The sequence below is a fragment of the Pseudomonas sp. DF11 genome, assembly GCF_058148565.1.
Genome location: NZ_JBYVYN010000001.1, coordinates 1,219,467 through 1,243,066, shown reverse-complemented (window position 1 = coordinate 1,243,066; position 23,600 = coordinate 1,219,467). Strand labels below are relative to the sequence as shown.

Annotated in this window: 19 protein-coding genes and 1 pseudogene; 2 read left to right on the top strand and 18 right to left on the bottom strand. The window is 61.2% G+C overall.

All coding sequences use genetic code 11. The features are described 5' to 3' along the window. Positions 1-3: 3 nt before the first annotated feature. The 9 genes from nuoJ to AC30D9_RS05170 all read right to left on the bottom strand — a co-directional run bounded on the left by nuoJ (position 4) and on the right by AC30D9_RS05170 (position 9,744). Complete coding sequence (nuoJ, locus tag AC30D9_RS05210; RefSeq protein WP_003180049.1) at positions 4-504, bottom strand: NADH-quinone oxidoreductase subunit J; 501 nt, start codon at positions 502-504, stop codon at positions 4-6. Between the two features lie 9 nt (positions 505-513). Beyond that, a complete protein-coding gene (gene nuoI / locus AC30D9_RS05205) occupies positions 514-1,062 on the bottom strand; it encodes an NADH-quinone oxidoreductase subunit NuoI (protein WP_003180051.1) in 549 nt (182 codons plus the stop codon). Between the two features lie 11 nt (positions 1,063-1,073). Then, complete coding sequence (nuoH, locus tag AC30D9_RS05200) at positions 1,074-2,081, bottom strand: NADH-quinone oxidoreductase subunit NuoH (RefSeq protein WP_092196998.1); 1,008 nt, start codon at positions 2,079-2,081, stop codon at positions 1,074-1,076. Next, on the bottom strand, positions 2,078-4,792 hold the full coding sequence (gene nuoG, locus AC30D9_RS05195; RefSeq protein WP_134924982.1) for an NADH-quinone oxidoreductase subunit NuoG: 2,715 nt from the start codon (positions 4,790-4,792) through the stop codon (positions 2,078-2,080). Before nuoG ends, nuoH begins: the two co-directional genes overlap by 4 nt. 141 nt (positions 4,793-4,933) lie before the next feature. After that, positions 4,934-6,292 carry an NADH-quinone oxidoreductase subunit NuoF gene (nuoF, locus tag AC30D9_RS05190; RefSeq protein WP_109755559.1) on the bottom strand — a complete coding sequence of 453 codons (1,359 nt, stop codon included), beginning with the start codon at positions 6,290-6,292 and terminating at the stop codon, positions 4,934-4,936. Then, positions 6,289-6,786 carry an NADH-quinone oxidoreductase subunit NuoE gene (gene nuoE / locus AC30D9_RS05185; protein WP_109755558.1) on the bottom strand — a complete coding sequence of 166 codons (498 nt, stop codon included), beginning with the start codon at positions 6,784-6,786 and terminating at the stop codon, positions 6,289-6,291. The genes nuoF and nuoE overlap by 4 nt, the downstream gene beginning before the upstream one ends. A gap of 2 nt (positions 6,787-6,788) precedes the next feature. Next, on the bottom strand, positions 6,789-8,573 hold the full coding sequence (nuoC, locus tag AC30D9_RS05180; RefSeq protein WP_490143589.1) for an NADH-quinone oxidoreductase subunit C/D: 1,785 nt from the start codon (positions 8,571-8,573) through the stop codon (positions 6,789-6,791). Between the two features lie 72 nt (positions 8,574-8,645). Further along, entirely contained in the window at positions 8,646-9,320 is a 675-nt protein-coding gene (locus AC30D9_RS05175; protein ID WP_003180065.1) for a NuoB/complex I 20 kDa subunit family protein, read from the bottom strand. 10 nt (positions 9,321-9,330) lie between these two features. After that, positions 9,331-9,744 carry an NADH-quinone oxidoreductase subunit A gene (locus AC30D9_RS05170; RefSeq protein WP_003203367.1) on the bottom strand — a complete coding sequence of 138 codons (414 nt, stop codon included), beginning with the start codon at positions 9,742-9,744 and terminating at the stop codon, positions 9,331-9,333. A gap of 864 nt (positions 9,745-10,608) precedes the next feature. Between AC30D9_RS05170 and AC30D9_RS05165 the strand changes: the two are divergent. Both AC30D9_RS05165 and AC30D9_RS05160 read left to right on the top strand, forming a co-directional pair. Further along, positions 10,609-11,625 (top strand): annotated as a pseudogene (locus AC30D9_RS05165) (methyl-accepting chemotaxis protein); the annotation flags it as partial. Continuing rightward, entirely contained in the window at positions 11,611-12,528 is a 918-nt protein-coding gene (locus AC30D9_RS05160) for a methyl-accepting chemotaxis protein (protein WP_432421868.1), read from the top strand. The pseudogene AC30D9_RS05165 and the gene AC30D9_RS05160, both read left to right, overlap by 15 nt. A 130-nt stretch (positions 12,529-12,658) precedes the next feature. On the opposite strand, the gene aceA is transcribed toward AC30D9_RS05160, so the two are convergent. From aceA to AC30D9_RS05115, 9 genes are all read right to left on the bottom strand, one after another. After that, positions 12,659-13,984, bottom strand: coding sequence for an isocitrate lyase (aceA, locus tag AC30D9_RS05155; protein ID WP_063320477.1), 1,326 nt, complete (start codon positions 13,982-13,984; stop codon positions 12,659-12,661). 456 nt (positions 13,985-14,440) lie between these two features. Continuing rightward, complete coding sequence (locus tag AC30D9_RS05150) at positions 14,441-15,202, bottom strand: secretin N-terminal domain-containing protein (RefSeq protein ID WP_490143588.1); 762 nt, start codon at positions 15,200-15,202, stop codon at positions 14,441-14,443. Between the two features lie 270 nt (positions 15,203-15,472). After that, positions 15,473-15,898 (bottom strand): GNAT family N-acetyltransferase, encoded by a 426-nt coding sequence (locus AC30D9_RS05145; RefSeq protein ID WP_490143587.1) that lies wholly within the window; start codon positions 15,896-15,898, stop codon positions 15,473-15,475. After that, entirely contained in the window at positions 15,891-17,057 is a 1,167-nt protein-coding gene (locus AC30D9_RS05140; RefSeq protein ID WP_072339630.1) for a ribosomal protein uL16 3-hydroxylase, read from the bottom strand. Before AC30D9_RS05140 ends, AC30D9_RS05145 begins: the two co-directional genes overlap by 8 nt. 84 nt (positions 17,058-17,141) lie before the next feature. After that, on the bottom strand, positions 17,142-18,512 hold the full coding sequence (gene purB / locus AC30D9_RS05135; RefSeq protein WP_490143586.1) for an adenylosuccinate lyase: 1,371 nt from the start codon (positions 18,510-18,512) through the stop codon (positions 17,142-17,144). A gap of 273 nt (positions 18,513-18,785) precedes the next feature. Then, complete coding sequence (gene hflD / locus AC30D9_RS05130; RefSeq protein WP_134924976.1) at positions 18,786-19,409, bottom strand: high frequency lysogenization protein HflD; 624 nt, start codon at positions 19,407-19,409, stop codon at positions 18,786-18,788. Next, positions 19,406-20,530, bottom strand: coding sequence for a tRNA 2-thiouridine(34) synthase MnmA (mnmA, locus tag AC30D9_RS05125; protein ID WP_307571773.1), 1,125 nt, complete (start codon positions 20,528-20,530; stop codon positions 19,406-19,408). The genes hflD and mnmA overlap by 4 nt, the downstream gene beginning before the upstream one ends. A gap of 60 nt (positions 20,531-20,590) precedes the next feature. After that, positions 20,591-21,037: an NUDIX hydrolase gene (locus tag AC30D9_RS05120; RefSeq protein WP_490143585.1), complete on the bottom strand. Its 447-nt coding sequence runs from the start codon at positions 21,035-21,037 to the stop codon at positions 20,591-20,593. Positions 21,038-21,270: 233 nt separating this feature from the next. Beyond that, positions 21,271-23,496, bottom strand: a complete 2,226-nt coding sequence (locus tag AC30D9_RS05115; RefSeq protein ID WP_490143584.1) for an NADP-dependent isocitrate dehydrogenase — start codon at positions 23,494-23,496, stop codon at positions 21,271-21,273. Positions 23,497-23,600: the final 104 nt, after the last annotated feature.

Here is a 23,600-nt window from a genome sequence, read left to right as displayed (position 1 = left end):
TGATTACTCCTTCGCCTCGTTACGGCCCAAATGGAACGCCGTGACGGCTGCGGCAAGCAGCAACATCGAGGCGAGTTCGACCACCAGCAGGTACGGACCGAACAGGCTGATGCCCACGGCCTTGGCGCCTACGGTGGTGTGGCCGATGGCCTGGCCGCTCTGGTGAGCGAACAGCACATACAGCAGTTCACCCAGCAGCAGGGCGGACAGGATCACCGGTCCCGCCCAGATGCCGGGCTTGAGCCAGGAGCGTTCCTGCTGGACCGCGGCCGGGCCGAGGTTGAGCATCATCACCACGAACACGAACAGCACCATGATGGCGCCGGCGTAGGCGATCACTTCCAGCGCACCGGCAAACGGCGCGCCGAGGGCGAAGAAGGTCATGGCCACGGCGATCAGCGAAATGATCAGGTAGAGCAGGGCGTGCACGGGGTTGGTGTTGGTGACCACGCGAAGCGTGGACACCACTGCGATACCCGATGCGAAATAGAAAGCGAATTCCATCTTTCTTCCTTAAGGCAGCAAGCTCTTCACGTTGATCGGTTCGGCTTCGTTCTGCGCGGCGCCTTTTGGCTTACCGGCAATGGCCATACCTGCAACACGATAGAAGTTGTAATCAGGGTTTTTACCGGGACCGGAAATCAGCAGATCTTCTTTCTCGTACACCAGGTCCTGACGTTTGAACTCGGCCATTTCGAAATCCGGCGTGAGCTGGATCGCGGTGGTCGGGCACGCTTCCTCGCAGAGGCCGCAGAAAATGCAGCGCGAGAAGTTGATGCGGAAGAAGTCCGGGTACCAGCGACCGTCTTCGGTTTCAGCTTTCTGCAGCGAGATGCAACCCACCGGGCACGCCACGGCGCACAGGTTGCAGGCCACGCAGCGCTCTTCGCCGTCGGGGTCGCGGGTCAGGACGATGCGGCCGCGATAGCGCGGCGCCAGATAGACCGGCTCCTCGGGGTATTGCAGGGTGTCGCGCTTGCGAAAGCCATGGCCGAAGATCATGACCAGGCTTCGCAGTTGGGTACCGGTACCCTTAACGATGTCGCCAATATATTTGAACATGGGTCAAATCCTCACTGAACCGCGGCCGCAGGCGCGTTCATCAAAACGATCGCAGCGGTCACCAGCATGTTGATCAGGGTCAGCGGCAGGCAGAATTTCCAGCTGAAGTCCATCACCTGGTCGTAGCGTGGACGCGGGATCGAGGCGCGCAGCAGGACGAACAGCATGATGAAGAACGCGGTCTTCAGGGCGAACCAGACGAAGGACAGTTGCGGCAGGATGCCGAACGGACCGTGCCAGCCACCGAAGAACAAAGTCACCAGCAGTGCCGAGATCAGGATGATGCCGATGTACTCACCGACGAAGAACATGCCCCATTTCATGCCGGCATATTCAATGTGGTAACCGTCGGCCAGTTCCTGTTCCGCTTCCGGCTGGTCGAAGGGGTGGCGGTGAGTCACGGCCACGCCAGCGATGAAGAAGGTACAGAAACCGAAGAACTGCGGAATGATGAACCACAGGTTCTGGGCCTGGTACTCGACGATGTCGCGCATGTTGAACGAGCCGGCCTGGATCACGATGCCCATGAGCGCCAGGCCCATGAACACTTCGTAGGACACGGTCTGGGCCGAGGCCCGCAGGCTGCCCAGCAGGGCGAACTTGTTGTTGCTCGACCAGCCGGCGAACAGCACCGCATACACCGACAGGCCGGCCATGGCGAAGAAGAACAGCAGGCCGATGTTCAGGTCCGCCACGCCCCAGGTCGGGGTGATCGGGATGATCGCGAAGGCGATCAGCAAGGCGCTCATGGCCACCACCGGTGCCAGGGTGAAGATCACCTTGTCGGCAAACGGCGGTGTCCAGTCTTCCTTGAAGAACATCTTGATCATGTCGGCGGCGATCTGGAACATGCCGAACGGGCCGACGCGGTTCGGACCGTAGCGGTCCTGCCACCAGCCCAGCAGGCGACGTTCGACGAAGCTCAGCAGCGCGCCGCAGACCACCACGGCGAGCAGGATCACGATGGCCTTGAGGACCGTCAGGATCACATCGATCACTTCAGGGGTGAACCAGCTCATTGCGCTGCCTCCTGCAGACCGTCGACGGTTTTGCCGAATATCGCCGGTGGGATACCCGCCAGGCCAGCCGGCAGGGCCACCAGGCCGGCGCCCAGTTCTTCATTGATGCGCAGCGGCAGGCGCAGGGTCTGGCCGGCCACGTTCAGGCTCAGCAGGGCGCCGTCGTTGACGCCCAGGCGGTCGGCTTCGGACTTGGCCAGCGACACATAGGCGGCCGGGATGCGTTCCTGCACCGGCGCGGCTTTGGAAGAGTTCTCTTCGCTGCCGAACAGGTGATGGAACGGCACGACCTGCCAGGTGCCTGGCGCCGGGTTGAAGGCGCGCGGCACGCTGGCGAACCAGCTCAGGCCATCGCCCTGGCTTTCGATCAGGCGGGTACCCGGGTCGCCGGCACGCAGGTGACCACCGACTTCGTCCTGGAACTTGTTCCAGGCTTGCGGCGAGTTCCAGCCCGGCGACCAGGCGAATGGCACCTGGGAGCGCGGTTCGGTCGAACCCGAGTAGCCTTCCATGGAGAACGAGAACGCCGTGTCCGTGTCCTGGGAGGTACGCGGCTCATGCACGCTGATGTTCGCGCGCATGGCTGTGCGACCGCTGTAGCGCAGCGGTTCGCGCGCCAGCTTCAGGCCTTTGATACGGAACGAGGCCGACGGGGCGGCATCGACGATACGGGCCAGTTGCGGATTGCTCTCGGCGCAGGCGGCGGTGGCATGGTCCAGTTGCGTCCAGTCCACCGGCTGGTTCAGCAGGGTCGAGCGCAGGGCATGCAACCAGCGCCAGCCTTCGTGAACCAGGATGCTGGCGTCCAGGTAAGTCGGGTCGAACACCTGGAAGAAGCGCTGGGCGCGGCCTTCCTGGCTGACCAGCGTACCGTCGCCTTCGGCGAAGCTCGCCGCCGGCAGCACCAGGTGGGCGCGGTCGGTGGTGGCGGTTTTCTGGTGGTCGGCGACAATCACAACCTTGGCGGCGTTCAGTGCGGCGTCCACCCGGGCTTTGTCAGTGCGGGTGTACAGGTCGTTTTCCAGTACCACGATGGCATCGGCGCTGCCGTCGATCACCGCTTGCAGGGCGGCGTCCACCGATTCGCCACCGAGCATGGCCAGGCCGAGGCTGTTGGCTTCCGGCACGATCAGGCTGATGGAACCGTTCTTCTCCCGCAGCTTCAAGGCCTTGGCGATGTTGGCGGCGGCTTCGATCAGCGCCTTGGAACCCAGGGAGGTGCCGGCGATGATCAGTGGGCGCTTGGCTGCCAGCAGGGCATCGGCGATGCGCTGGGCCAGGGCGGCCGCTTCGCTGTCCAGGCCATCGACGGCCGGGGCACTGGCGTCCAGGGCGTGGGCCACGGCGAAACCGATGCGCGCCAGGTCGTCAGGGGCGGCGTGGACGCATTCTTCGGCCACGTCGTCGAGCTTGGTTTCGGCGAGGCTGGCGATGAACAGTGGGTTCAGCGCGTGCTGGCCGATGTTCTTCACGGCGGCATCGAGCCATGGCTGTACGCGCATGGCATCGGCCATGTCTTCAGCCTTGCCCTTGACCGACTGGCGCAGGGCCAGGGCCATGCGCGCGGCGGTCTGGGTCAGGTCTTCGCCAAGGACGAACACCGCGTCGTGGTCTTCGATGTCGCGCATCGTCGGCACGGGCAGCGGGCTGTCCTTGAGCACTTGCAGGACCAGGCGGATGCGTTCCAGCTCACCGGCTTCGATGCCACTGTAGAAGTGCTCGGCGCCGACCAGTTCACGCAGGGCGTAGTTGCTTTCCAGGCTGGCCCGTGGCGAACCGATGCCGACAATGTTGCGCCCGCGCAGCAGCTCGGCGGCCTTGTCCAGCGCTTCGTCCAGGCTCAGCTTGGCGCCGTTGGCCAACAGTGGCTGGCGAGGACGATCCTTGCGGTTGACGTAGCCATAGCCGAAGCGGCCACGGTCGCACAGGAAGTACTGGTTCACCGAACCGTTGAAGCGGTTCTCGATGCGACGCAGTTCACCGTAGCGCTCGCCCGGGGAGATGTTGCAACCGCTGGAGCAGCCATGGCAGATGCTCGGCGAGAATTGCATGTCCCACTTGCGGTTGTAGCGTTCGGAGTGGGTCTTGTCGGTGAACACACCGGTCGGGCAGACCTCGGTGAGGTTGCCGGAGAACTCGCTTTCCAGGGTGCCGTCTTCAACGCGACCGAAGTACACGTTGTCGTGGGCACCGAACACGCCCAGGTCGGTGCCACCGGCGTAGTCCTTGTAGAAACGCACGCAGCGGTAGCAGGCGATGCAGCGGTTCATTTCATGGGAGATGAACGGGCCGAGGTCCTGGTTCTGGTGGGTGCGCTTGGTGAAGCGATAACGGCGCTCGTTGTGGCCGGTCATCACCGTCATGTCTTGCAGGTGGCAGTGGCCGCCTTCCTCACAGACCGGGCAATCGTGTGGGTGGTTGGTCATCAGCCATTCGACGACGCTGGCGCGAAACACTTTCGCTTCTTCGTCGTCGATGGAGATCCAGCTGCCGTCGGTGGCGGGGGTCATGCAGGACATGACGATCCGACCACGCTTGTCGTTTTCGTCGGTGTACTGCTTGACCGCGCATTGGCGACAGGCGCCTACGCTGCCAAGGGCGGGGTGCCAGCAGAAATAAGGGATGTCGAGGCCCAGGGACAGACATGCCTGTAACAGGTTGTCTGCGCCATCGACTTCGAGCTCTTTGCCGTCTACGTGGATAGTGGCCATGGTTCAAAGTTCTTCGTTGGCCCGGTGTCAGCGGGCGTGGCTAATGGAATCTTGTTATTCGTCCGAATCCAAACAGCCTGGGTAAAAGGCGTCATCGGACGAAAGGCGAAGGGCACGGACCCTTCGCCTTTTAAAGCGTCGTTACGCGCCGACCATGGTCGGCGTGACCACCTGGTTGAGATCGCCCGCGCGGGTTGGCGCGATGCCGGCCTCGAATTCAGGGCGGAAGTATTTGATTGCGCTGCCCAACGGCTCCACGGCACCCGGTGCGTGAGCACAGAAGGTCTTGCCTGGGCCGAGGAAACCCACCAGACCCAGCAGGGTCTCGATGTCGCCGGCCTGGCCTTCGCCGTTTTCAATGGCGCGCAGCAGCTTGACGCTCCAGGGCAGGCCATCGCGGCAAGGGGTGCAGAAACCGCACGACTCACGGGAGAAGAACTCCTCCATGTTGCGCAGCAGCGACACCATGTTGACGCTGTCATCCACCGCCATGGCCAGGCCGGTACCCATGCGGGTGCCCACCTTGGCGATGCCGCCGGCGTACATTTGTGCGTCCAGGTGTTCCGGCAACAGGAAACCGGTACCGGCGCCGCCAGGCTGCCAGCACTTGAGCTTGTAGCCGTCGCGCATGCCGCCGGCGTAGTCCTCGAACAACTCGCGACCGGTAACGCCGAATGGCAGTTCCCACAAGCCAGGGTTCTTGACCTTGCCGGAGAAGCCCATGAGCTTGGTGCCCATGTCTTCGCTGCCGTCGCGGGCCAGGGATTTGTACCAGTCCACGCCGTCGGCGATGATCGCCGGGACGTTGCACAGGGTCTCGACGTTGTTCACGCAGGTCGGCTTGCCCCACACGCCGACGGCGGCAGGGAAGGGCGGCTTGGAGCGTGGGTTGGCGCGGCGGCCTTCGAGGGAGTTGATCAGCGCGGTTTCTTCACCGCAGATGTAGCGCCCGGCACCGGTGTGGACGAACAGCTCGAAATCAAAACCCGAGCCCAGGATGTTCTTGCCCAACAGGCCCGCGGCCTTGGCTTCTTCCACGGCACGGTTCAGGTGCTTGGCGGCGGTGGTGTATTCGCCGCGCAGGAAGATATAGCCGCGGTAGGTCTTCAGCGCGCGGGCGCTGATCAGCATGCCTTCGATCAGCAGATGGGGCAGTTGCTCCATCAGCATGCGGTCTTTCCAGGTGTTGGGCTCCATTTCATCCGCATTGCACAGCAGGTAGCGGATGGTGATGGATTCGTCCTTGGGCATCAGGCCCCACTTCACGCCAGTGGGGAAGCCCGCGCCGCCACGGCCCTTGAGGCCGGAGTCTTTCACGGTCTGGACGATGTCGTCCGCAGCCATGTCGGCAAACGCCTTGCGCGCGGCGGCGTAGCCGTTCTTGGCCTGGTATTCGTCCAGCCACACCGCTTCGCCGTCGTCACGCAGACGCCAGGTCAGGGGATGGGTTTCGGCCGAACGCTGGATGCGGTTGGCGGGCCCGAAGGAAGTCAGGGTCATACGTAGCCCTCCAGCAGTTTGGCGACGCCGTCAGGCTGGACGTCACCGAAGGTGTCGTCGTCGATCATCAGCGCTGGCGCCTTGTCGCAGTTGCCCAGGCAGCACACCGGTAGCAGGGTGAAGCGGCCGTCGGCGGTGGTCTGGCCCAGGCCGATGCCCAGCTTGCTCTGGATTTCGCTGACCACGGACTCGTGGCCGCCGATGTAGCAGACCATGCTGTCGCAGACGCGAATGATGTGACGGCCCACTGGCTGGCGGAAGATCTGGCTATAGAAGGTGGCGACGCCTTCGACGTCGCTGGCCGGAATGCCGAGGATCTCGCCGATGGCGTAGAGCGCGCCATCGGGCACCCAGCCACGTTCCTTCTGGACGATCTTCAGGGCTTCGATCGACGCCGCGCGCGGGTCTTCGTAGTGATGCAGCTCGTGCTCGATGGCCGAGCGCTCGGTTTCGCTCAAGGCGAAACGGTCTGTCTGGATAAGCGTGCTGTTCATGCTTAGCGGTCCACGTCGGCCATAACGAAATCGATACTACCCAGGTACGCGATCAAGTCCGCGACCATGCTGCCTTTGATCACTGAAGGGATCTGCTGCAGGTGCGGGTAGCTTGGGGTGCGAATCCGGGTGCGGTAGCTCATGGTGCCGCCGTCGCTCGTCAGGTAATAACTGTTGATGCCCTTGGTCGCTTCGATCATCTGGAAGGATTCGTTGGCCGGCATGACCGGGCCCCACGAAACCTGCAGGAAGTGCGTGATCAGGGTCTCGATGTGTTGCAGCGTGCGCTCTTTGGGCGGCGGCGTGGTCAGCGGGTGGTCCGCCTTGTACGGGCCTTCCGGCATGTTGCGCAGGCACTGGTCGATGATCTTGATGCTCTGGCGCATTTCCTCGACGCGAACCATGCAGCGGTCGTAGGCATCGCCATTGGCCGCCAGCGGTACTTCGAATTCGAAGTTTTCATAGCCGGAGTAAGGACGCGCCTTGCGCAGGTCGAAGTCGCAACCGGTGGAACGCAGGCCGGCACCGGTGACACCCCATTCCAGGGCTTCCTTGGTGTTGTAGGCGGCGACGCCGATGGTACGACCCTTGAGGATGCTGTTCTGCAGGGCGGCCTTGGTGTATTCGTCCAGGCGCTTGGGCATCCAATCGACGAAGTCCTTGACCAGCTTCTCCCAGCCGCGCGGCAGATCGTGGGCAACGCCACCGATGCGGTACCAGGCCGGGTGCAGGCGGAAACCGGTGATGGCCTCGATCACCGTGTACGCACGCTGGCGGTCGGTGAAGGTGAAGAATACCGGGGTCATGGCGCCGACGTCCTGGATATAGGTACCCAGGAACAGCAGGTGGCTGGTAATGCGGAAGAACTCGGCCATCATGATGCGGATGACGTCGACCTTCTCCGGGACCTTGATCCCGGCCAGTTTTTCCACCGACAGCACGTACGGCAGGTTGTTCATCACGCCGCCGAGGTAGTCGATACGGTCGGTGTACGGGATGAAGCTGTGCCAGGACTGGCGCTCGGCCATTTTTTCGGCACCACGGTGGTGGTAGCCGATGTCAGGCACGCAGTCGACGATCTCTTCGCCGTCCAGTTGCAGAATGATACGGAACGCACCGTGGGCCGAAGGGTGGTTCGGGCCGAGGTTGAGGAACATGTAGTCCTCGTTGGCACCCGAACGCTTCATGCCCCAGTCTTCAGGCTTGAAGCGCGCGGCTTCTTCCTCGAGCTGTTGCTTGGCCAGGGACAGGCTGAACGGGTCGAATTCGGTGGCGCGGGCCGGGAAGTCCTTGCGCAGCGGGTGACCTTCCCAGGTCGGTGGCATCATGATGCGCGACAGGTGCGGGTGGCCGGGGAAGTCGATCCCGAACATGTCCCACACTTCACGCTCGTACCAGTTGGCGTTCGGCCAGATACCGGTCACGGTCGGCACGCTGAGGTCGCTCTCGGACAAGGCGACCTTGATCATTACGTCACTATTACGCTCGATCGACAGCAGGTGATAGAACACGGTGAAATCGACGCCGTCGGGCAGCCCTTGACGCTTGGTGCGCAGGCGCTCGTCCACGCCGTGCAGGTCATAGAGCATGACGTACGGCTTGGGCAGGTTGCGCAGGAAGGTCAGGACTTCGACGAGTTTGGCGCGGGCAACCCAAAGTACCGGCATGCCGGTACGGGTCGGCTGGGCGGTGAACGCCTCGGGGCCAAAACGGTTGTTCAGTTCGACGACCACATCCTGGTCGTCTGCCTTGTAAGGCGGGATGTACAGAGCACTGCCTGTAGTCATGGTTATTTATCGCTTTCGGTCAACGTAAAGAATGAAGCCAGGTTCTCGTTTCTTATGCAGAGCAGAGCTGGATCAGACTTCGTCGGGGCTGCGCAGGTTGGTGACTGCGATACGCTGTTCGCGGCGCTGTTCCTTTTGCGATGGCATCTCGGCGCGATAGACGCCTTGATCACCAACGACCCAGGACAGCGGGCGACGCTCCTGGCCAATCGACTCCTGCAACAGCATCAAGCCTTGCAGGAAAGCTTCAGGGCGAGGCGGGCAGCCGGGCACGTAGACGTCCACGGGCAGGAACTTGTCCACCCCTTGAACAACGGAGTAGATGTCGTACATGCCACCGGAGTTGGCGCACGAACCCATGGAGATGACCCACTTGGGCTCGAGCATTTGCTCGTAGAGGCGCTGGATGATCGGCGCCATCTTGATGAAGCAGGTACCGGCGATAACCATGAAATCCGCCTGGCGCGGCGATGCCCGGATCACCTCGGCGCCAAAGCGCGCGATGTCGTGGGGCGCCGTGAAGGCGGTGGTCATTTCCACGTAGCAGCACGAAAGGCCGAAGTTATACGGCCACAGGGAGTTCTTGCGACCCCAGTTGACCGTGCTGTTCAGCACGTCTTCGAGCTTGCCCATGAAGATGTTTTTGTGGACTTGATCTTCTAACGGATCAGCGACGGTTTCCCGCTCGCCAATCGGATACTGCTCGTTAGGAGCATCGGGGTCGATCCTGGTGAGATTGTATTGCATTGCCAAAGCCTCATTGTTTCAGCTTCGCTTGCCGCTTGCGCCGAGCTTCCGGAGCCCAATCAAGTGCCCCCACCCGGTATAGGTAGACAAGACCTGCCAACAGAATTGCTATGAAAACGAGAGCTTCGACGAATCCGGTCCAGCCGCTTTCGCGGACGGACACAGACCATGCAAAGAGAAAGAGGGCTTCGATATCGAAGATCACGAACAGCATCGCGACCAGATAGAATTTGGCTGAGAGCCGCAAGCGGGCGCCACCGGTAGGTAGCATGCCGGACTCGAACGGTTCATTTTTGCTGCGGCCCCAGGCTTTTGACCCAAGCAGGCTCGACACGCCGAGCATGAAAGCACACAGGCCAACGACGCCCAGAAGGAAAATGGCAAAGCCCCAGTTGTGGGCCATGAGTCCTGTCGCTTCGGACATGCTGGAAATCCTTAACAGAGAGCAAAGGTCTCTGAGCTTGAATGAAATAACGCAGTGACGATATGTCGCAGCAATCAATCGCGGTGATTTTATGGCTAAACACCGGGCAAGTAAAATTCCTATAGCGAAATTATTTATTGGAATAAGGACATAGCGCGCCCCCAAGACCCTGCAGCCCAGGCCCCGTGGGCATTGGCCGACTATTCATTAATAATATTTCGTGCGGAATGCAACAATGATAATGACTTCCAAATGATAATTGTTATTGTTTGTGGCGGCCTTTCTACGCTGCACTTAGTGTCGTGCCTGAGGGGCTGTCTTACATCGCCGCTACTGCAATTGTCAGCGTCGGACGTTTTACTCCTTTTCGGACTGCCCAATACTGCGTTCGATCAATTTTTCTATCCGTGCACCGAAGTTTTGTCGGGGAGGGCCCGTGAAGGGGCGGATCTGCAGGGGGGCTGCTCCTGTGGGAGCCGAGCTTGCCCGTGATCCCGGCAACGCGGTCCCGAGGCAGACTGCGTTCGCTCTTCGCGGACAAGCCTGGCTCCCACAGTTGCAGGCTTGCTCTTACAGCGTAGGTCGCTTCAAAAAAAACGGGTGAAAAAACCGGGTGCTCAGATCAATGTTGCTCAGTAGACCCCGCCCACAGCCTGTGGCCAGGGGATTTGCGCATTAGGCGACACCGTCTTGCGAGCAAAAATTGGCACGAGATTGGCTTAAGGTCTTGAATGGGTGATATCAAATGGCTATCTTTGCGCTTCATTCATCTAATCATCTATATCAATGCTGGTTAGATTTTCGCCCCCTTCTTATATAGCCGTGTCAGTTTTCATCGTTCGCGGCTGATACCAAAGGAATGTTATGAATTCTCGGATCGCGAATATGAGCGTTATGCTCAAGCTGGCTTTGGGCTTTGCTGTTGTGCTGCTTTTGACGGCTATTGTCGCCGCGACCGGCTGGTTCAGCCTGGGGAAAATGATCGAGCGCACTGATCGAATGACCAGCATCACTGAGCTTGGCAACCGTCTTGACCACCTGCGCAGGGCTCGTTTGCAGTACCAGGTGGACAAGGGTGATGAACAAAAGGGTGCATTGATCCAGGCGTCGCTGGAGCAGTTTGTCGCCCAACAGAAAAGCCTCGCAAAAGAGCTGAAGAAGCCTGAAAACCTGGAAAAACTTGCGCTGATCGAGCAGGCCAGCGCGCAGTATCAAGTGGCACTGGATACGATGCGCGAGGCTTATCGCAATGACGCAGCCATGCGCAAGGAGATGGGCGTCAATGCGGTCAAGGGCGCCGCGCTGATTGCCCAGGTCATCACTGACGTAGAAGCGATGCCTGCCTCGGATGAGCGCTTTGACCTTTATAAGCTCATCCTCAAGGCCAAGGAGGACGTGGCGCTGGTGCGTTATGAAGTGCGTGGCTATACCGGCAACCCCAACAGCGCCACCGAACAAGCCGCCACCCGCCAGCTCGAAAATGCGCTCAAGGGCATTGAAACCCTCAACAGCGCTTTTGGCCCGACCTATGCCGACACCATCAAGCAGTTGGAAACCGCGCTGATTGCTTACCGCCACTCGGTACAGAATTTCACCGCCAGTAATCAGGCCATTGGCAAGGCCGTGCAGGACACCATCGATTTGGGCGAAACCATCACCCGTCTGACCGATGAAATGTATGCCAGCCAACTGGTCTCCCGTGACGAAGACAGCGCCCAGGCCCGCGTCCTGCAAATGAGCTGCACTGCCTTGGCGATGTTGTTGGGGATTTTTGCCGCCCTGATCATCACTCGCCAGATTACGCGGCCGTTGCAGGACACATTGGTCGTGGTCGATCGCATTGCCGCAGGCGACCTCACGCAACACATGATCGTGACTCGTCGTGATGAGCTGGGTGTCTTGCAACAGGGTATTCAGCGCATGGGCGCCACCTTGCGCGATCTGATCGGTGGCATCCGCGATGGCGTCGCCCAAATCGCCAGTGCCGCCGAAGAGCTATCGGCTGTCACCGAGCAGACCAGTGCCGGGGTCAATAGCCAGAAAACCGAGACCGATCAGGTGGCGACCGCCATGCACGAAATGTCAGTCACCGTGCATGAAGTCGCGCGTAATGCCGAACAAGCTTGCGCAGCTGCATCAGAGGCCGATGCACAAGCTCGTATTGGCGACCAGGTGGTTGCGCAAGCCATCGTTCAGATCGAGCGCTTGGCCAGTGAGGTCGGGCGCTCGGTCGAAGCCATGAACGAGCTGGAGCAAGAAAGCGGGCGCATCGGCAAGATCATGGACGTGATCAGGGCGGTGGCTGAGCAGACCAACTTGCTAGCCCTTAACGCCGCCATTGAGGCCGCTCGCGCGGGTGACGCCGGACGCGGTTTTGCCGTGGTCGCCGACGAAGTGCGTGGGCTGGCCCAGCGTACCCAGCATTCCACCGAAGAGATTGAGAGCCTGGTGGCGGGCTTGCAGAACGGCACGCGCCAGGTATCGAGTATCATGCAAAACAGCCGTGAACTGACCGACAGCAGCGTGGAGTTGGCCTCCAAGGCTGGCACGTCCCTGGGCAATATCACCCAGGCGGTTTCTGGCATTCAGTCCATGAACCAGCAGATTGCCGCCGCCGCGGTGCAACAAAGCTCGGTGGCCGAGGAAATCAGCCGCAGTGTCCTGAACGTGCGCGATGTGTCCGAACAGACCGCCTCGGCCAGCGAAGAAACCGCAGCCTCCAGCATCGAACTGGCGCGCTTGGGTAACCAGTTGCAGCAGTTGGTCAGTCACTTCAAGGTGTGAAAGCTGGGCTTGACCATCACCGTTGCCGGGGAATGACAGGCGAAAAAAAGCCCCGAACCAGTCGGGGCGTTAGATCGTCGGCTTTGCGGTTAGCTTTTATTCGGTCCGCAAGGGCCGTTTACCGCGTGGATCAGTGGAACTGCTCTTCTTCGGTGGAGCCGGTCAGTGCGGTCACCGACGAAGTGCCGCCCTGGATCACGGTGGTCATGTCGTCGAAGTAGCCGGTGCCCACTTCCTGCTGGTGCGCCACGAAGGTGTAGCCTTTGGCGGCGTCAGCGAACTCCTGCTCCTGCAGTTTCACGTAGGCAGTCATGTCGTTGCGGGCGTAGTCGTGCGCCAGGTTGAACATGCTGTGCCACATGTTGTGAATGCCGGCCAGGGTGATGAACTGGTGCTTGTAGCCCATGGCGGACAGCTCGCGCTGGAACTTGGCGATGGTCGCGTCGTCCAGGTTTTTCTTCCAGTTGAAGGAAGGCGAGCAGTTGTACGACAGGATCTGGTCCGGGTATTCCTTCTTGATCGCTTCGGCGAAGCGACGGGCTTCGTCCAGGTCCGGCTTGGCGGTTTCGCACCAGATCAGGTCGGCGTACGGCGCGTAGGCCAGGCCGCGGGCAATGGCCTGGTCGAGGCCGGCGCGCACCTTGTAGAAACCTTCCTGGGTGCGGGTGCCGGTCACGAACGGTTGGTCGTACGGGTCGCAGTCGGAGGTCAGCAGGTCAGCGGCGTTGGCGTCGGTACGGGCCAGGATGATGGTCGGTACACCGGCAACGTCGGCGGCCAGGCGAGCAGCGGTCAGCTTCTGCACGGCTTCCTGGGTTGGAACCAGTACCTTGCCGCCCATGTGGCCGCATTTTTTCACCGAAGCCAGCTGGTCTTCGAAGTGAACGCCAGCGGCGCCGGCTTCGATCATGCTCTTCATCAGCTCGTAGGCGTTCAGTACGCCGCCGAAACCGGCTTCGGCGTCAGCCACGATCGGCGCGAAGTAGTCGATGTAGCCTTCGTCGCCCGGGTTCTTGCCGGCTTTCCACTGGATCTGGTCGGCGCGACGGAACGAGTTGTTGATGCGCTTGACCACGGTTGGAACCGAATCCACCGGGTACAGCGATTGGTCAGGGTACATCGACTCGGCGGAGTTGTTGTCCGCAGCCACTTGCCAGCCCGACAGGTAGATCGCCTGGATACCCGCCTTGACTTGCTGCACAGCCTGGCCGCCGGTCAGGGCGCCCATGCAGTTGACGAAATCTTTCTCGGGACGGAAGGCTGGCTTGGCGCCCTGGGTGACCAGGTTCCAGAGCTTCTCGGCGCCCATTTTCGCCAGGGTGTGCTCAGGTTGAACCGAGCCACGCAGACGGACGACGTCAGCAGCGGAATAATTGCGCTTCACGCCTTTCCAGCGCGGGTTTTCAGCCCAGTCTTTTTCAAGGGCTGCAATTTGCTGTTCGCGTGTCAGTGCCATGGAGATAAACCTCGTCGCATAGGTCTTGGTGGAAAATTCCTGCTCCTGCCGACCAGGGGTTGGCATACAAGTCGGTTCAGGCGGGGAGGCGACGGGATGAACGATGGGCTCGAGGGGAAAGTGAGCAGGTAGGGGCGGACTGCGGGCGCATTCGGGCGTCGTGGGCCTTTAATACGAACTCAGAGTGATGCCGGGTTACCTAGTTACGCTTCCGTCCCTCGGGACAACTTCGTTCCAGTCGCAACCTCGTCAAACACACCTTGTGGGCGGTACAGACACGAATCGGCTCGCAGGGTAGTTGCAAGCGTCGACCCGAAGGCCCTTGCCAGGGCCCCTGATTAGCGGGAGCGAGGCCATCATGCCTTCGGTTTTTTGGCTCGTCAAACGTTTTGTAGTGCTTTTTTTATAGCACTACATCTTTGGTCTAATACGACTCATCAGTCAGTTTTTGGTGCTTCAGTTCAGGGTATCGACCTTGACCCGCAAAATCATGTCATCGCGGCCCTGGGTCGAGTAGCTGCGGGTCAGGCCCTGTTTGTCGGCCTGATTCTGGCGATTCACGCCCGCCAGGGTGATCCATTCACCCAGGCGACCACTGACGCTTGTGTCGGTACTTTGCACGTTCACTACATCGGGACGTTCCTGGCTCATGCGGTCACGGTTGGTACTGATGCTCAGATGAACGGTCTCACCGGTGACGCTGGCGGTGACATAAAAACCCTGGGTGACGTTGCGGTATTCGGTCTGGCTTTGCATGCGCCCATAGGTGTCGGTCTGGGTGCTGGTGAACGGCACGCTCTGCCCCACCTGGATCAGCGCCGGCTGGCCTTCGCTGGCTTGTATCTGCTGCACGCCGCCTTCACGGCTGGCGGTGCTGCGGTTGATGATGCGGGTCTGGCTGGGGGCGGCGCCGTTGATCGAATAACCCTGGTCGCCCTGCAGGTTGTTTTCGTTGGTGTCGACGGTGATCAGCAGGCGCTTGGGAGCGGTATCCAATTGGGCGAGGAATTGCCGGAGCTCTTCGATCTTGCCGGGCTCGGCGTTGACGATCAGTTGGTTGCCGTAGGCGCTGACCTGGCCGTCCTTGCCAATGAAATTCTGCGCCACCGGCAGCAGGTCGGCGCTGGTGCGGTAATTCAGCGGCACGATTTGCGTGTCCGCCATGACCGACAGGCTGCAGCCGAGCAGCAGGGTGGTGAGCAGGGTGCGTAGGGACATGTCCGTTTCTCCGCGAGACAAAGGCTTGATATTGCCAGTTTGTCGGCCTGGGGTGGGGCAAGTTGAATGGTAGACGGCAAAACGCCCCGGCATCGGTGGATGGCGGGGCGTTTTATGGTGTTGGTGATGCTTTTGTGGCGAGGGGATTTATCCCCGTTGGGCTGCGCAGCAGCCCTTAAAACAGTCACTGCGGTGTGTCAGGTTGAGGCAATTAGCTTGATTGGGGCTGCTTCGCAGCCCAACGGGGATAAATCCCCTCGCCACAGGGTTTCAGGCCGAATGGCGAACCATGTCCACATGAGGAATGCCTGCTTCCAGGAACTCCGCACTGACCACCGCAAAGCCCAGTCGCTCATAGAACGGCGTGGCATGCACCTGGGCGCTGAGCATTTGTTGCTTGAGCCCGCGTTTCTCGGCTTCGGCGATCACGGCGTGCATCAGCGCGTCACCCACCTTCAGGCCGCGCCAGTCCTTGAGCACCGAGACGCGACCGATATGGCCGTCAGTCAACAGGCGCGCAGTGCCGATGGGGAAATCGCCTTCGAACGCCAGGAAATGCACCGCGCTCTGGTCATCGGCATCCCATTCCAGCTCAGGCGGAACGGACTGCTCGGCAATGAACACGGTTTCACGAATGCGCCGGATCTCGGCGTTATCCTTTTGCCAGTCTGCGACACGAACGTGAATTTTATTCATCAGCGAACCCCAGGCTGCCTTGCTTGACCAACTCGCAGACCAGGCCGCGACCGTCTTCGTCGGCCAACCACGGGCCAAGGTTCTCGATGTGCAGGGCGTCGGCGGCGCAGATCATTTTCAGCAGTTCGCGCAGCTTGCCCGGCAGGTAACGGCTCTGGCCGCTGGCGAACAGCAGTAGGTCATCATCGACTTCCGACCAGGCCAGGCGCGCGCTCGGGTTGCGAATGATCACTGCGCCTTGTTCCAGGCTGGCCAGCAGGTCGTCTTCTTCCAGCTCCGGGCCCACCACCAGTTCCGGGTAGCGCGGCTCGGTCATGAACTGGCCGAACCAGGTCAGCAGCAGGCGCTCGTCGCTCATGTGCTCGGCCAGCAGGCCCTTGAGGCGATCGAGGGCATCGTGCTGGATCTGGTGCGGATCGCTCACAGGGCGTGCGTCAGCGTCGGTGTAGCGCTCTTCGTCCGGCAGGAACTGGCTGAGGAAGTCGGTGAAATGGGTCAGTACTTCGGCGGCGCTAGGCGCGCGGAAACCCACCGAGTAGGTCATGCAGTCGTCCACGGCCACGCCACAGTGAGCCAGGCGCGGTGGCAGGTAGAGCATGTCGCCCGGTTCCAGGGTCCACTCGTCGGTGGCCTCGAATTCGGCGAGGATGCGCAGGTCGGCGTGTTGCAGCAGCGGGCTCTCGGAGTCGCACATCTGGCCGATTTTCCAGTTGCGCTGGCCATGGCCTTGTAGCAGGAACACGTCATAGTTGTCGAAATGCGGACCCACGCTGCCACCGGGGGCGGCGAAGCTGATCATCACATCGTCGATGCGCCAGCTCGGCAGGAAGCGGAAGTTCTCCAGCAACTCGCTGACTTCCGGTACGAACTGATCGACAGCCTGTACCAGCAGGGTCCACTCGCGCTCTGGCAGTTTGCTGAATTCATCTTCGGCGAACGGGCCGCGACGCAATTCCCAGGGACGCTCGCCGTGCTCGATCACCAGGCGCGATTCGACTTCTTCTTCCAGGGCCAGGCCGGCCAGTTCGTCGGCATCGATGGGGCTTTGGAAGTCAGGAATCGCCTGACGGATCAGCAGCGGTTTTTTCTGCCAGTAGTCGCGCAGGAACTCCCGTGCCGTGATGCCGCCCAGGAGTTGCAGAGGAATATCAGGATTCATGTGTAACCTATTGAAAAAATATACTTTTCAGCCGCGAATAAAAACGCCCGGCGCGGCCGGGCGTCTCAAAGGTAAAGCCGTGGATCAGATGCGCTTGGCTTGTGCCGCCGCGTTGCCGATGTAGCTGGCCGGCGTCAGCTTTTTCAGCTCGGCGCGGGCGTCGGCAGGCATGCCCAGGCCATCGATGAAAGTCTGCAACGCTTCAGGGCTGATGCCCTTGCCACGGGTCAGCTCTTTCAGCTTTTCATACGGGTTTTCGATGTTGTAGCGGCGCATCACGGTCTGGATCGGCTCGGCCAGGACTTCCCAGCACGCGTCCAGGTCGGCGGCGATTTTCTGCTCGTTCAGTTCCAGCTTGCCGATGCCCTTGAGGCTGGCTTCATAGGCAATGACGCTGTGGGCAAAACCCACGCCCAGGTTGCGCAGCACGGTGGAGTCGGTCAGGTCGCGCTGCCAGCGGGAGATCGGCAGTTTGCTCGCCAGGTGCTGGAGCAGCGCGTTGGCGATGCCCAGGTTGCCTTCGGAGTTTTCGAAGTCGATCGGGTTGACCTTGTGCGGCATGGTCGAGGAACCGATTTCGCCAGCAATGGTGCGCTGCTTGAAGTAACCCAGGGAGATGTAGCCCCAGATGTCACGGTCGAAGTCGATCAGGATGGTGTTGAAACGGGCGATCGCGTCGAACAGCTCGGCGATGTAGTCATGCGGTTCGATCTGGGTGGTGTACGGGTTGAAGCTCAGGCCCAACTCGTCTTCGATGAAGGCGCGGGCGTTGGCTTCCCAGTCGATGTCCGGGTAGGCCGACAGGTGGGCGTTGTAGTTGCCCACGGCGCCGTTGATCTTGCCCAGCAGCGGCACGGCGGCAACCTGGGCGATCTGGCGCTCCAGGCGGTACACCACGTTCGCCAGTTCCTTGCCCAGGGTGGTCGGCGAAGCCGGTTGGCCGTGGGTGCGCGACAGCATCGGCACGTCGGCGAAACGGATCGCCAGCTCGCGGATGGCCTGGGCGATCTGGCGCATCAGCGGCAACATCACCTCATCGCGGCCTTCGCGCAGCATCAGGGCGTGGGACAGGTTGTTGATGTCCTCGCTGGTGCAGGCAAAGTGGATGAATTCGCTGACGTTGGCCAGCTCCGGCAGCTTGGCCGCCTGCTCCTTGAGCAGGTATTCAATGGCCTTGACGTCGTGGTTGGTGGTGCGCTCGATCTCTTTGACGCGCTCGGCGTGCTCCAGCACAAAATTTTCCGCCAGGGCGTTCAGCACCGCGTTGGCTTCGGCGGAAAACGCCGGGACTTCGCTGATGGCAGGATGGGCGGCCAGGCGCTGGAGCCAGCGTACTTCAACCAGGACACGGGCACGGATCAAGCCGTACTCGCTGAAAATCGGGCGCAGGGCCTGGGTTTTGCCGGCGTAGCGGCCGTCAACAGGGGAAACCGCAGTGAGCGAAGAGAGCTGCATGGGGTGTTCTCGGACAGTCGGGCAACGAAATGGGGCGCGTATCATACATGAAAACAATCGCCGGTCCGTCGCCAACTGACCGGCGTGTTACGCGTAACGAGATAAAACTGTTTATTACCTGTGGCGAGGGGATTTATCCCCGTTGGGCTGCGAAGCGGCCCCCAAACCAGGCAACTCGGTGCGCCAGAAGATTGAGTTCGCTGCTTTTAGGGCTGCTGCGCAGCCCAGCGGGGATAAATCCCCTCGCCACAAAAAAAAGCAAGTTGAGGCGACTTATTCGTTGCGCATCAACGGGTAAAGCTCTTTCAGCAATTTGCGCCGACTGACCACCAACTGCCAGCGATGGCCGCCCAACTGTCGCCACAGCCGTGCCGAGCGAATCCCGGCCAGCAACAAGGCGCGGATCTTCGAGGCATTGCTCGGCTGCTGCAGGTTGCGCATGTCGCCATGCACCTGGATACGCTGGCGCAAAGTGCTCAGGGTGTCCTGGTACAGCGCGCCACAGGCCGCGACGACGTTTTCGTGGGACGGGCCGAAGTGCTCGACCTGGGACTGGATCTGCGGCAAGCGTTTGCCGATGGTCTCCAGCAGGTCGTCGCGCTTGGCCAGCTGGCGCTCAAGACCCAGCATCGACAAGGCGTAGCGCAGCGGTTCGCGTTGCAGGGCGCTGGGATCGCGTTCCAGGGCGCCGATCAGGGCGCGATAGCCTTCACGCAGGTTCAAGTCGTCGCCGCCATAGACTTCCAGGGTGTCCTTGGGGTCGCGAACCAGCAGGCTGCCGAGCATGCAGGCCACGCCCGCCTCGGTGGCCTGGCCGGTCTTGGCGATCCGGTCCACCAGCACGGCGGCGAGAAACACGCCGCCCAATGCCGTCAGTTGTTCCTGGATTGGGGTCATGCCTTGCTGCTCCAGGGCTCTGCGACTTCGATCACGCCGCCGCCCAGGCAGACTTCGCCATCGTAGAACACCACGGACTGCCCGGGCGTGACGGCCCGCTGCGGATCATCGAAGGTGGCACGGTAGCCCGTGGCGGTTTTCTCCAGGATGCAAGGCTGGTCGCTCTGGCGATAACGAACCTTGGCCGTCAGGCGGCGTGGTTCGCTGAGGTCGATCGGATTGACCCAATAGATCTCGGAGGCGAGCAGGGCGCGGGAAAACAACCACGGATGGTCGTTGCCCTGGCCGACGATCAGCTCGTTGTGTTCCAGATCCTTGACCAGTACGTACCACGGCTCTTCGCCAGCGTCTTTCAAGCCGCCGATACCCAGGCCCTGGCGCTGGCCGATGGTGTGGTACATCAGGCCATGGTGACGGCCGATGACCTCGCCTTCGGTGGTCTTGATCTCGCCTGGCTGGGCCGGCAGGTACTGCTTGAGGAAGTCACTGAAGCGGCGCTCACCGATAAAGCAGATGCCGGTGGAGTCCTTCTTCTTGGCGGTGGCGAGCTGGTGTTTTTCGGCGATTGCGCGTACTTCGGGCTTTTCCAGTTCGCCTACCGGGAACAGGGTCTTGGCGATCTGTTCGCCGCCGACGGCATGCAGGAAGTAGCTCTGGTCCTTGTTCGGGTCCAGGCCCTTGAGCAATTCAGTACGACCGTCGATGTCGCGGCGACGCACGTAGTGGCCGGTAGCAATCAGGTCTGCGCCGAGCATCATGGCGTAGTCGAGGAACGCCTTGAACTTGATTTCGCGGTTGCACAGGATGTCCGGGTTCGGCGTGCGGCCGGCCTTGTACTCGGCCAGGAAGTGTTCGAAGACGTTGTCCCAGTACTCGGCGGCGAAGTTGGCGGTGTGCAGCTTGATACCAATCTTGTCGCACACGGCCTGGGCATCCGCGAGGTCGTCCATGGCGGTGCAGTATTCGGTTCCGTCGTCTTCTTCCCAGTTCTTCATGAACAGGCCTTCCACCTCATAACCCTGCTCGATCAGCAGAAGGGCGGAAACGGAAGAGTCCACGCCGCCGGACATGCCGACAATGACGCGCTTCTTGGATGTGTCAGAAGGGGCTGGATCACGCATAGGAGTTTCAATGAGTGTCTTGAAAAAGGACGCGATTCTATCAGGCCCGGGCGCGCAAGGCTAAAGAGAAGGACGGATCAGCGTCAGACTATGGTGGTGGCCGGCCAGATAATCGTCGATGCAACGGATGATCAGCTCGCTGCGCCAGTGCTCGCGCTGCTCGAGCAATTCGTCGCGAGTCAGCCACTTGGCGCCCAGGATGCCGTCGTCCAGTTGATAGCCGGGGCGGTGGTTCAGGGCCTTGGCGGCGAAACAGACGCGCTGGTAGGTCGCGCCATTGCTGGGAGCGGTGTACAGGTAAATGCCCACCACGCTGGTGGGTTCGACGTCCCAGCCAGTTTCTTCCAGGGTTTCGCGCACGGCGGCTTCGATCAGGGTTTCGTCCGGGTCCAGGTGGCCGGCGGGCTGATTGAGTACCGCTCGTCCGCCCTTGGATTCTTCCACCATCAGGAAACGGCCGTGGTCTTCGACGATGGTGGCGACGGTGATGTGGGGTTTCCAGTCCATGGGGTTTCCTAGATATCAATGTGCATGGAAATTTCAATTTGAAAACAGGCCATTGTGGGAGCGAGCCTGCTCGCGATAGCGGTGTGTCAGTCAGCATCAGGGTTGAATGTTATACCGCTATCGCGAGCAGGCTCGCTCCCACAGGGGGATATGTTGTCAGGAGGGAAAGTATGGTGTGTCCGGAAACACAAACCCCGGCACCAGGCCGGGGTTCGTGATGTTCCCTTACAACCTTACACCAGCGCAGCAATTGCCGCGTTGAAGGTGGCGCTCGGGCGCATGGCCTTGCTGGTCAGCTCAGGGTTGGCGAAGTAGTAACCGCCGATGTCCACTGGCTTGCCTTGAACGGCGTTGAGCTCGGCAACGATTTTTTCTTCGTTGTCGGTCAGCGTCTTGGCCAGGGCGGTGAACTGAGCCTTGAGGGCTGCATCGTCATTTTGAGCGGCCAGTGCCTGGGCCCAGAACAGGGTCAGGTAGAAGTGGCTGCCACGGTTGTCGATGCCGCCGACCTTGCGCGAAGGCGACTTGTTGCGGTCCAGGAACTCACCGGTAGCCTGGTCCAGGGTCTTGGCCAGTACCAGGGCTTTAGGGTTGTTGTAGGTCACGCCCAAGTGTTCGAGGGAAGCGGCCAGGGCCAGGAACTCGCCCAGGGAATCCCAGCGCAGGAAGTTTTCTTCCAGCAGTTGCTGAACGTGCTTGGGTGCCGAGCCGCCGGCGCCGGTTTCGAACAGGCCACCGCCGTTCATCAGCGGCACGATGGACAGCATCTTGGCGCTGGTGCCCAGTTCCATGATCGGGAACAGGTCGGTCAGGTAGTCGCGCAGTACGTTGCCGGTCACCGAAATGGTGTCCTTGCCTTCGCGGGTGCGGGCCAGGGTGAACTTCATCGCGTCGACTGGCGACATGATGCGGATGTCCAGGCCGGCAGTGTCGTGGTTCTTCAGGTAGGCCTGGACTTTCTCGATCACCACGCCGTCATGGGCACGCATCGGGTCCAGCCAGAAAATCGCCGGGGTGCTGCTGGCGCGGGCACGGTTGACGGCCAGCTTGACCCAATCCTGGATCGGCGCGTCCTTGGTTTGGCACATGCGGAAGATGTCGCCAGCCTCGACGTTCTGCTCCAGCAGGGTGCGACCGGTGCTGTCGGAAACCCGCACCACGCCGTTGGCCTTGATCTGGAAGGTCTTGTCGTGGGAACCGTACTCTTCGGCTTTCTTGGCCATCAGGCCGACGTTCGGCACGCTGCCCATGGTGGTTGGGTCGAAGGCGCCGTGTTGCTTGCAGTCTTCGATCACCGCCTGGTAGATGGTGGCGTAGCAGCGATCCGGGATCACGGCCTTGGTGTCGTGCAGCTGGCCGTCGGTGCCCCACATCTTGCCGGAGTCACGGATCATGGCCGGCATCGAGGCGTCGACGATGACGTCGCTCGGCACGTGCAGGTTGGTGATGCCTTTGTCGGAGTTGACCATCGCCAGGGATGGACGCGCCGCGTAGACCGCCTGGATGTCGGCTTCGATCTGCGCCTGCTGCTCGGCCGGCAGGGCCTTGATGCGGGCGTACAGGTCGCCGATGCCGTTGTTCAGGTTGAAGCCGATCTGCTCCAGCACTTGGGCGTGCTTGGCCAGGGCGTCTTTATAGAACTCGGCAACGATCTGGCCGAACATGATCGGGTCGGAGACCTTCATCATGGTGGCCTTGAGGTGAACCGACAGCAGGACGCCTTTTTGCTTGGCGTCTTCGATTTCGGCGGCGATGAAGTCGCGCAGGGCATTCTTGCTCATCACGGCGCAGTCGAGGATCTCACCGGCTTGTACGGTGGTTTTTTCCTTCAGGACGGTGGCAGTGCCGTCCTGGGCGATCAGCTCGATTTTCACGCTGCCGGCGGCGTCGATCAGGGCGGCTTTTTCGCTGCCGTAGAAATCGCCGGTGCTCATGTGGGCCACGTGGGACTTGGAGTCGGCTGCCCAGGCGCCCATCTTGTGCGGGTGCTTGCGTGCGTAGTTCTTGACCGACAGCGGCGCGCGACGGTCGGAGTTGCCTTCGCGCAGGACCGGGTTCACGGCGCTGCCCTTGACCTTGTCGTAGCGGGCGCGCGCGTCTTTCTCGGCGTCGCTGGTCACGGTTTCCGGGTAGTCCGGCAGCGCGTAGCCCTGGGCCTGCAATTCCTTGATCGCGGCCTGCAGTTGCGGCACCGAGGCACTGATGTTCGGCAGCTTGATGATGTTGGCTTCAGGCGTAACGGCCAGGTCGCCCAGTTCGGCGAGGTGGTCGGCTACGGCTTTGTCACCCAGTTGCTCGGGGAAGCTGGCCAGGATGCGCCCTGCGAGGGAGATATCGCGGGTTTCCACGGCGATATCGGCCGAAGCGGTAAAGGCTTCGACGATCGGCAGCAGCGAATAGGTGGCGAGGGCGGGAGCTTCGTCGGTGAAGGTATAGATGATCTTCGAGCGGGTGGGCATATTCGGATTAACTCTCTTCTTTGCTAAAGCATGCGCAGAAACTCGAGGGGCGCCGGGTAAGCGCGTTCGTTCAAAGTCATCCGTGAGCCGAATGTCGAGGTTTC

What these genes read in the sequence shown, in the direction of transcription:
- nuoJ (WP_003180049.1), bottom strand. Translation starts at nt 504, where the DNA reads ATGGAATTCGCTTTCTATTTCGCATCGGGTATCGCAGTGGTGTCCACG.
- nuoI (WP_003180051.1), bottom strand. Translation starts at nt 1,062, where the DNA reads ATGTTCAAATATATTGGCGACATCGTTAAGGGTACCGGTACCCAACTG.
- nuoH (WP_092196998.1), bottom strand. Translation starts at nt 2,081, where the DNA reads ATGAGCTGGTTCACCCCTGAAGTGATCGATGTGATCCTGACGGTCCTC.
- nuoG (WP_134924982.1), bottom strand. Translation starts at nt 4,792, where the DNA reads ATGGCCACTATCCACGTAGACGGCAAAGAGCTCGAAGTCGATGGCGCA.
- nuoF (WP_109755559.1), bottom strand. Translation starts at nt 6,292, where the DNA reads ATGACCCTGACTTCCTTCGGGCCCGCCAACCGCATCCAGCGTTCGGCC.
- nuoE (WP_109755558.1), bottom strand. Translation starts at nt 6,786, where the DNA reads ATGAACAGCACGCTTATCCAGACAGACCGTTTCGCCTTGAGCGAAACC.
- nuoC (WP_490143589.1), bottom strand. Translation starts at nt 8,573, where the DNA reads ATGACTACAGGCAGTGCTCTGTACATCCCGCCTTACAAGGCAGACGAC.
- AC30D9_RS05175 (WP_003180065.1), bottom strand. Translation starts at nt 9,320, where the DNA reads ATGCAATACAATCTCACCAGGATCGACCCCGATGCTCCTAACGAGCAG.
- AC30D9_RS05170 (WP_003203367.1), bottom strand. Translation starts at nt 9,744, where the DNA reads ATGTCCGAAGCGACAGGACTCATGGCCCACAACTGGGGCTTTGCCATT.
- AC30D9_RS05160 (WP_432421868.1), top strand. Translation starts at nt 11,611, where the DNA reads ATGATCGTGACTCGTCGTGATGAGCTGGGTGTCTTGCAACAGGGTATT.
- aceA (WP_063320477.1), bottom strand. Translation starts at nt 13,984, where the DNA reads ATGGCACTGACACGCGAACAGCAAATTGCAGCCCTTGAAAAAGACTGG.
- AC30D9_RS05150 (WP_490143588.1), bottom strand. Translation starts at nt 15,202, where the DNA reads ATGTCCCTACGCACCCTGCTCACCACCCTGCTGCTCGGCTGCAGCCTG.
- AC30D9_RS05145 (WP_490143587.1), bottom strand. Translation starts at nt 15,898, where the DNA reads ATGAATAAAATTCACGTTCGTGTCGCAGACTGGCAAAAGGATAACGCC.
- AC30D9_RS05140 (WP_072339630.1), bottom strand. Translation starts at nt 17,057, where the DNA reads ATGAATCCTGATATTCCTCTGCAACTCCTGGGCGGCATCACGGCACGG.
- purB (WP_490143586.1), bottom strand. Translation starts at nt 18,512, where the DNA reads ATGCAGCTCTCTTCGCTCACTGCGGTTTCCCCTGTTGACGGCCGCTAC.
- hflD (WP_134924976.1), bottom strand. Translation starts at nt 19,409, where the DNA reads ATGACCCCAATCCAGGAACAACTGACGGCATTGGGCGGCGTGTTTCTC.
- mnmA (WP_307571773.1), bottom strand. Translation starts at nt 20,530, where the DNA reads ATGCGTGATCCAGCCCCTTCTGACACATCCAAGAAGCGCGTCATTGTC.
- AC30D9_RS05120 (WP_490143585.1), bottom strand. Translation starts at nt 21,037, where the DNA reads ATGGACTGGAAACCCCACATCACCGTCGCCACCATCGTCGAAGACCAC.
- AC30D9_RS05115 (WP_490143584.1), bottom strand. Translation starts at nt 23,496, where the DNA reads ATGCCCACCCGCTCGAAGATCATCTATACCTTCACCGACGAAGCTCCC.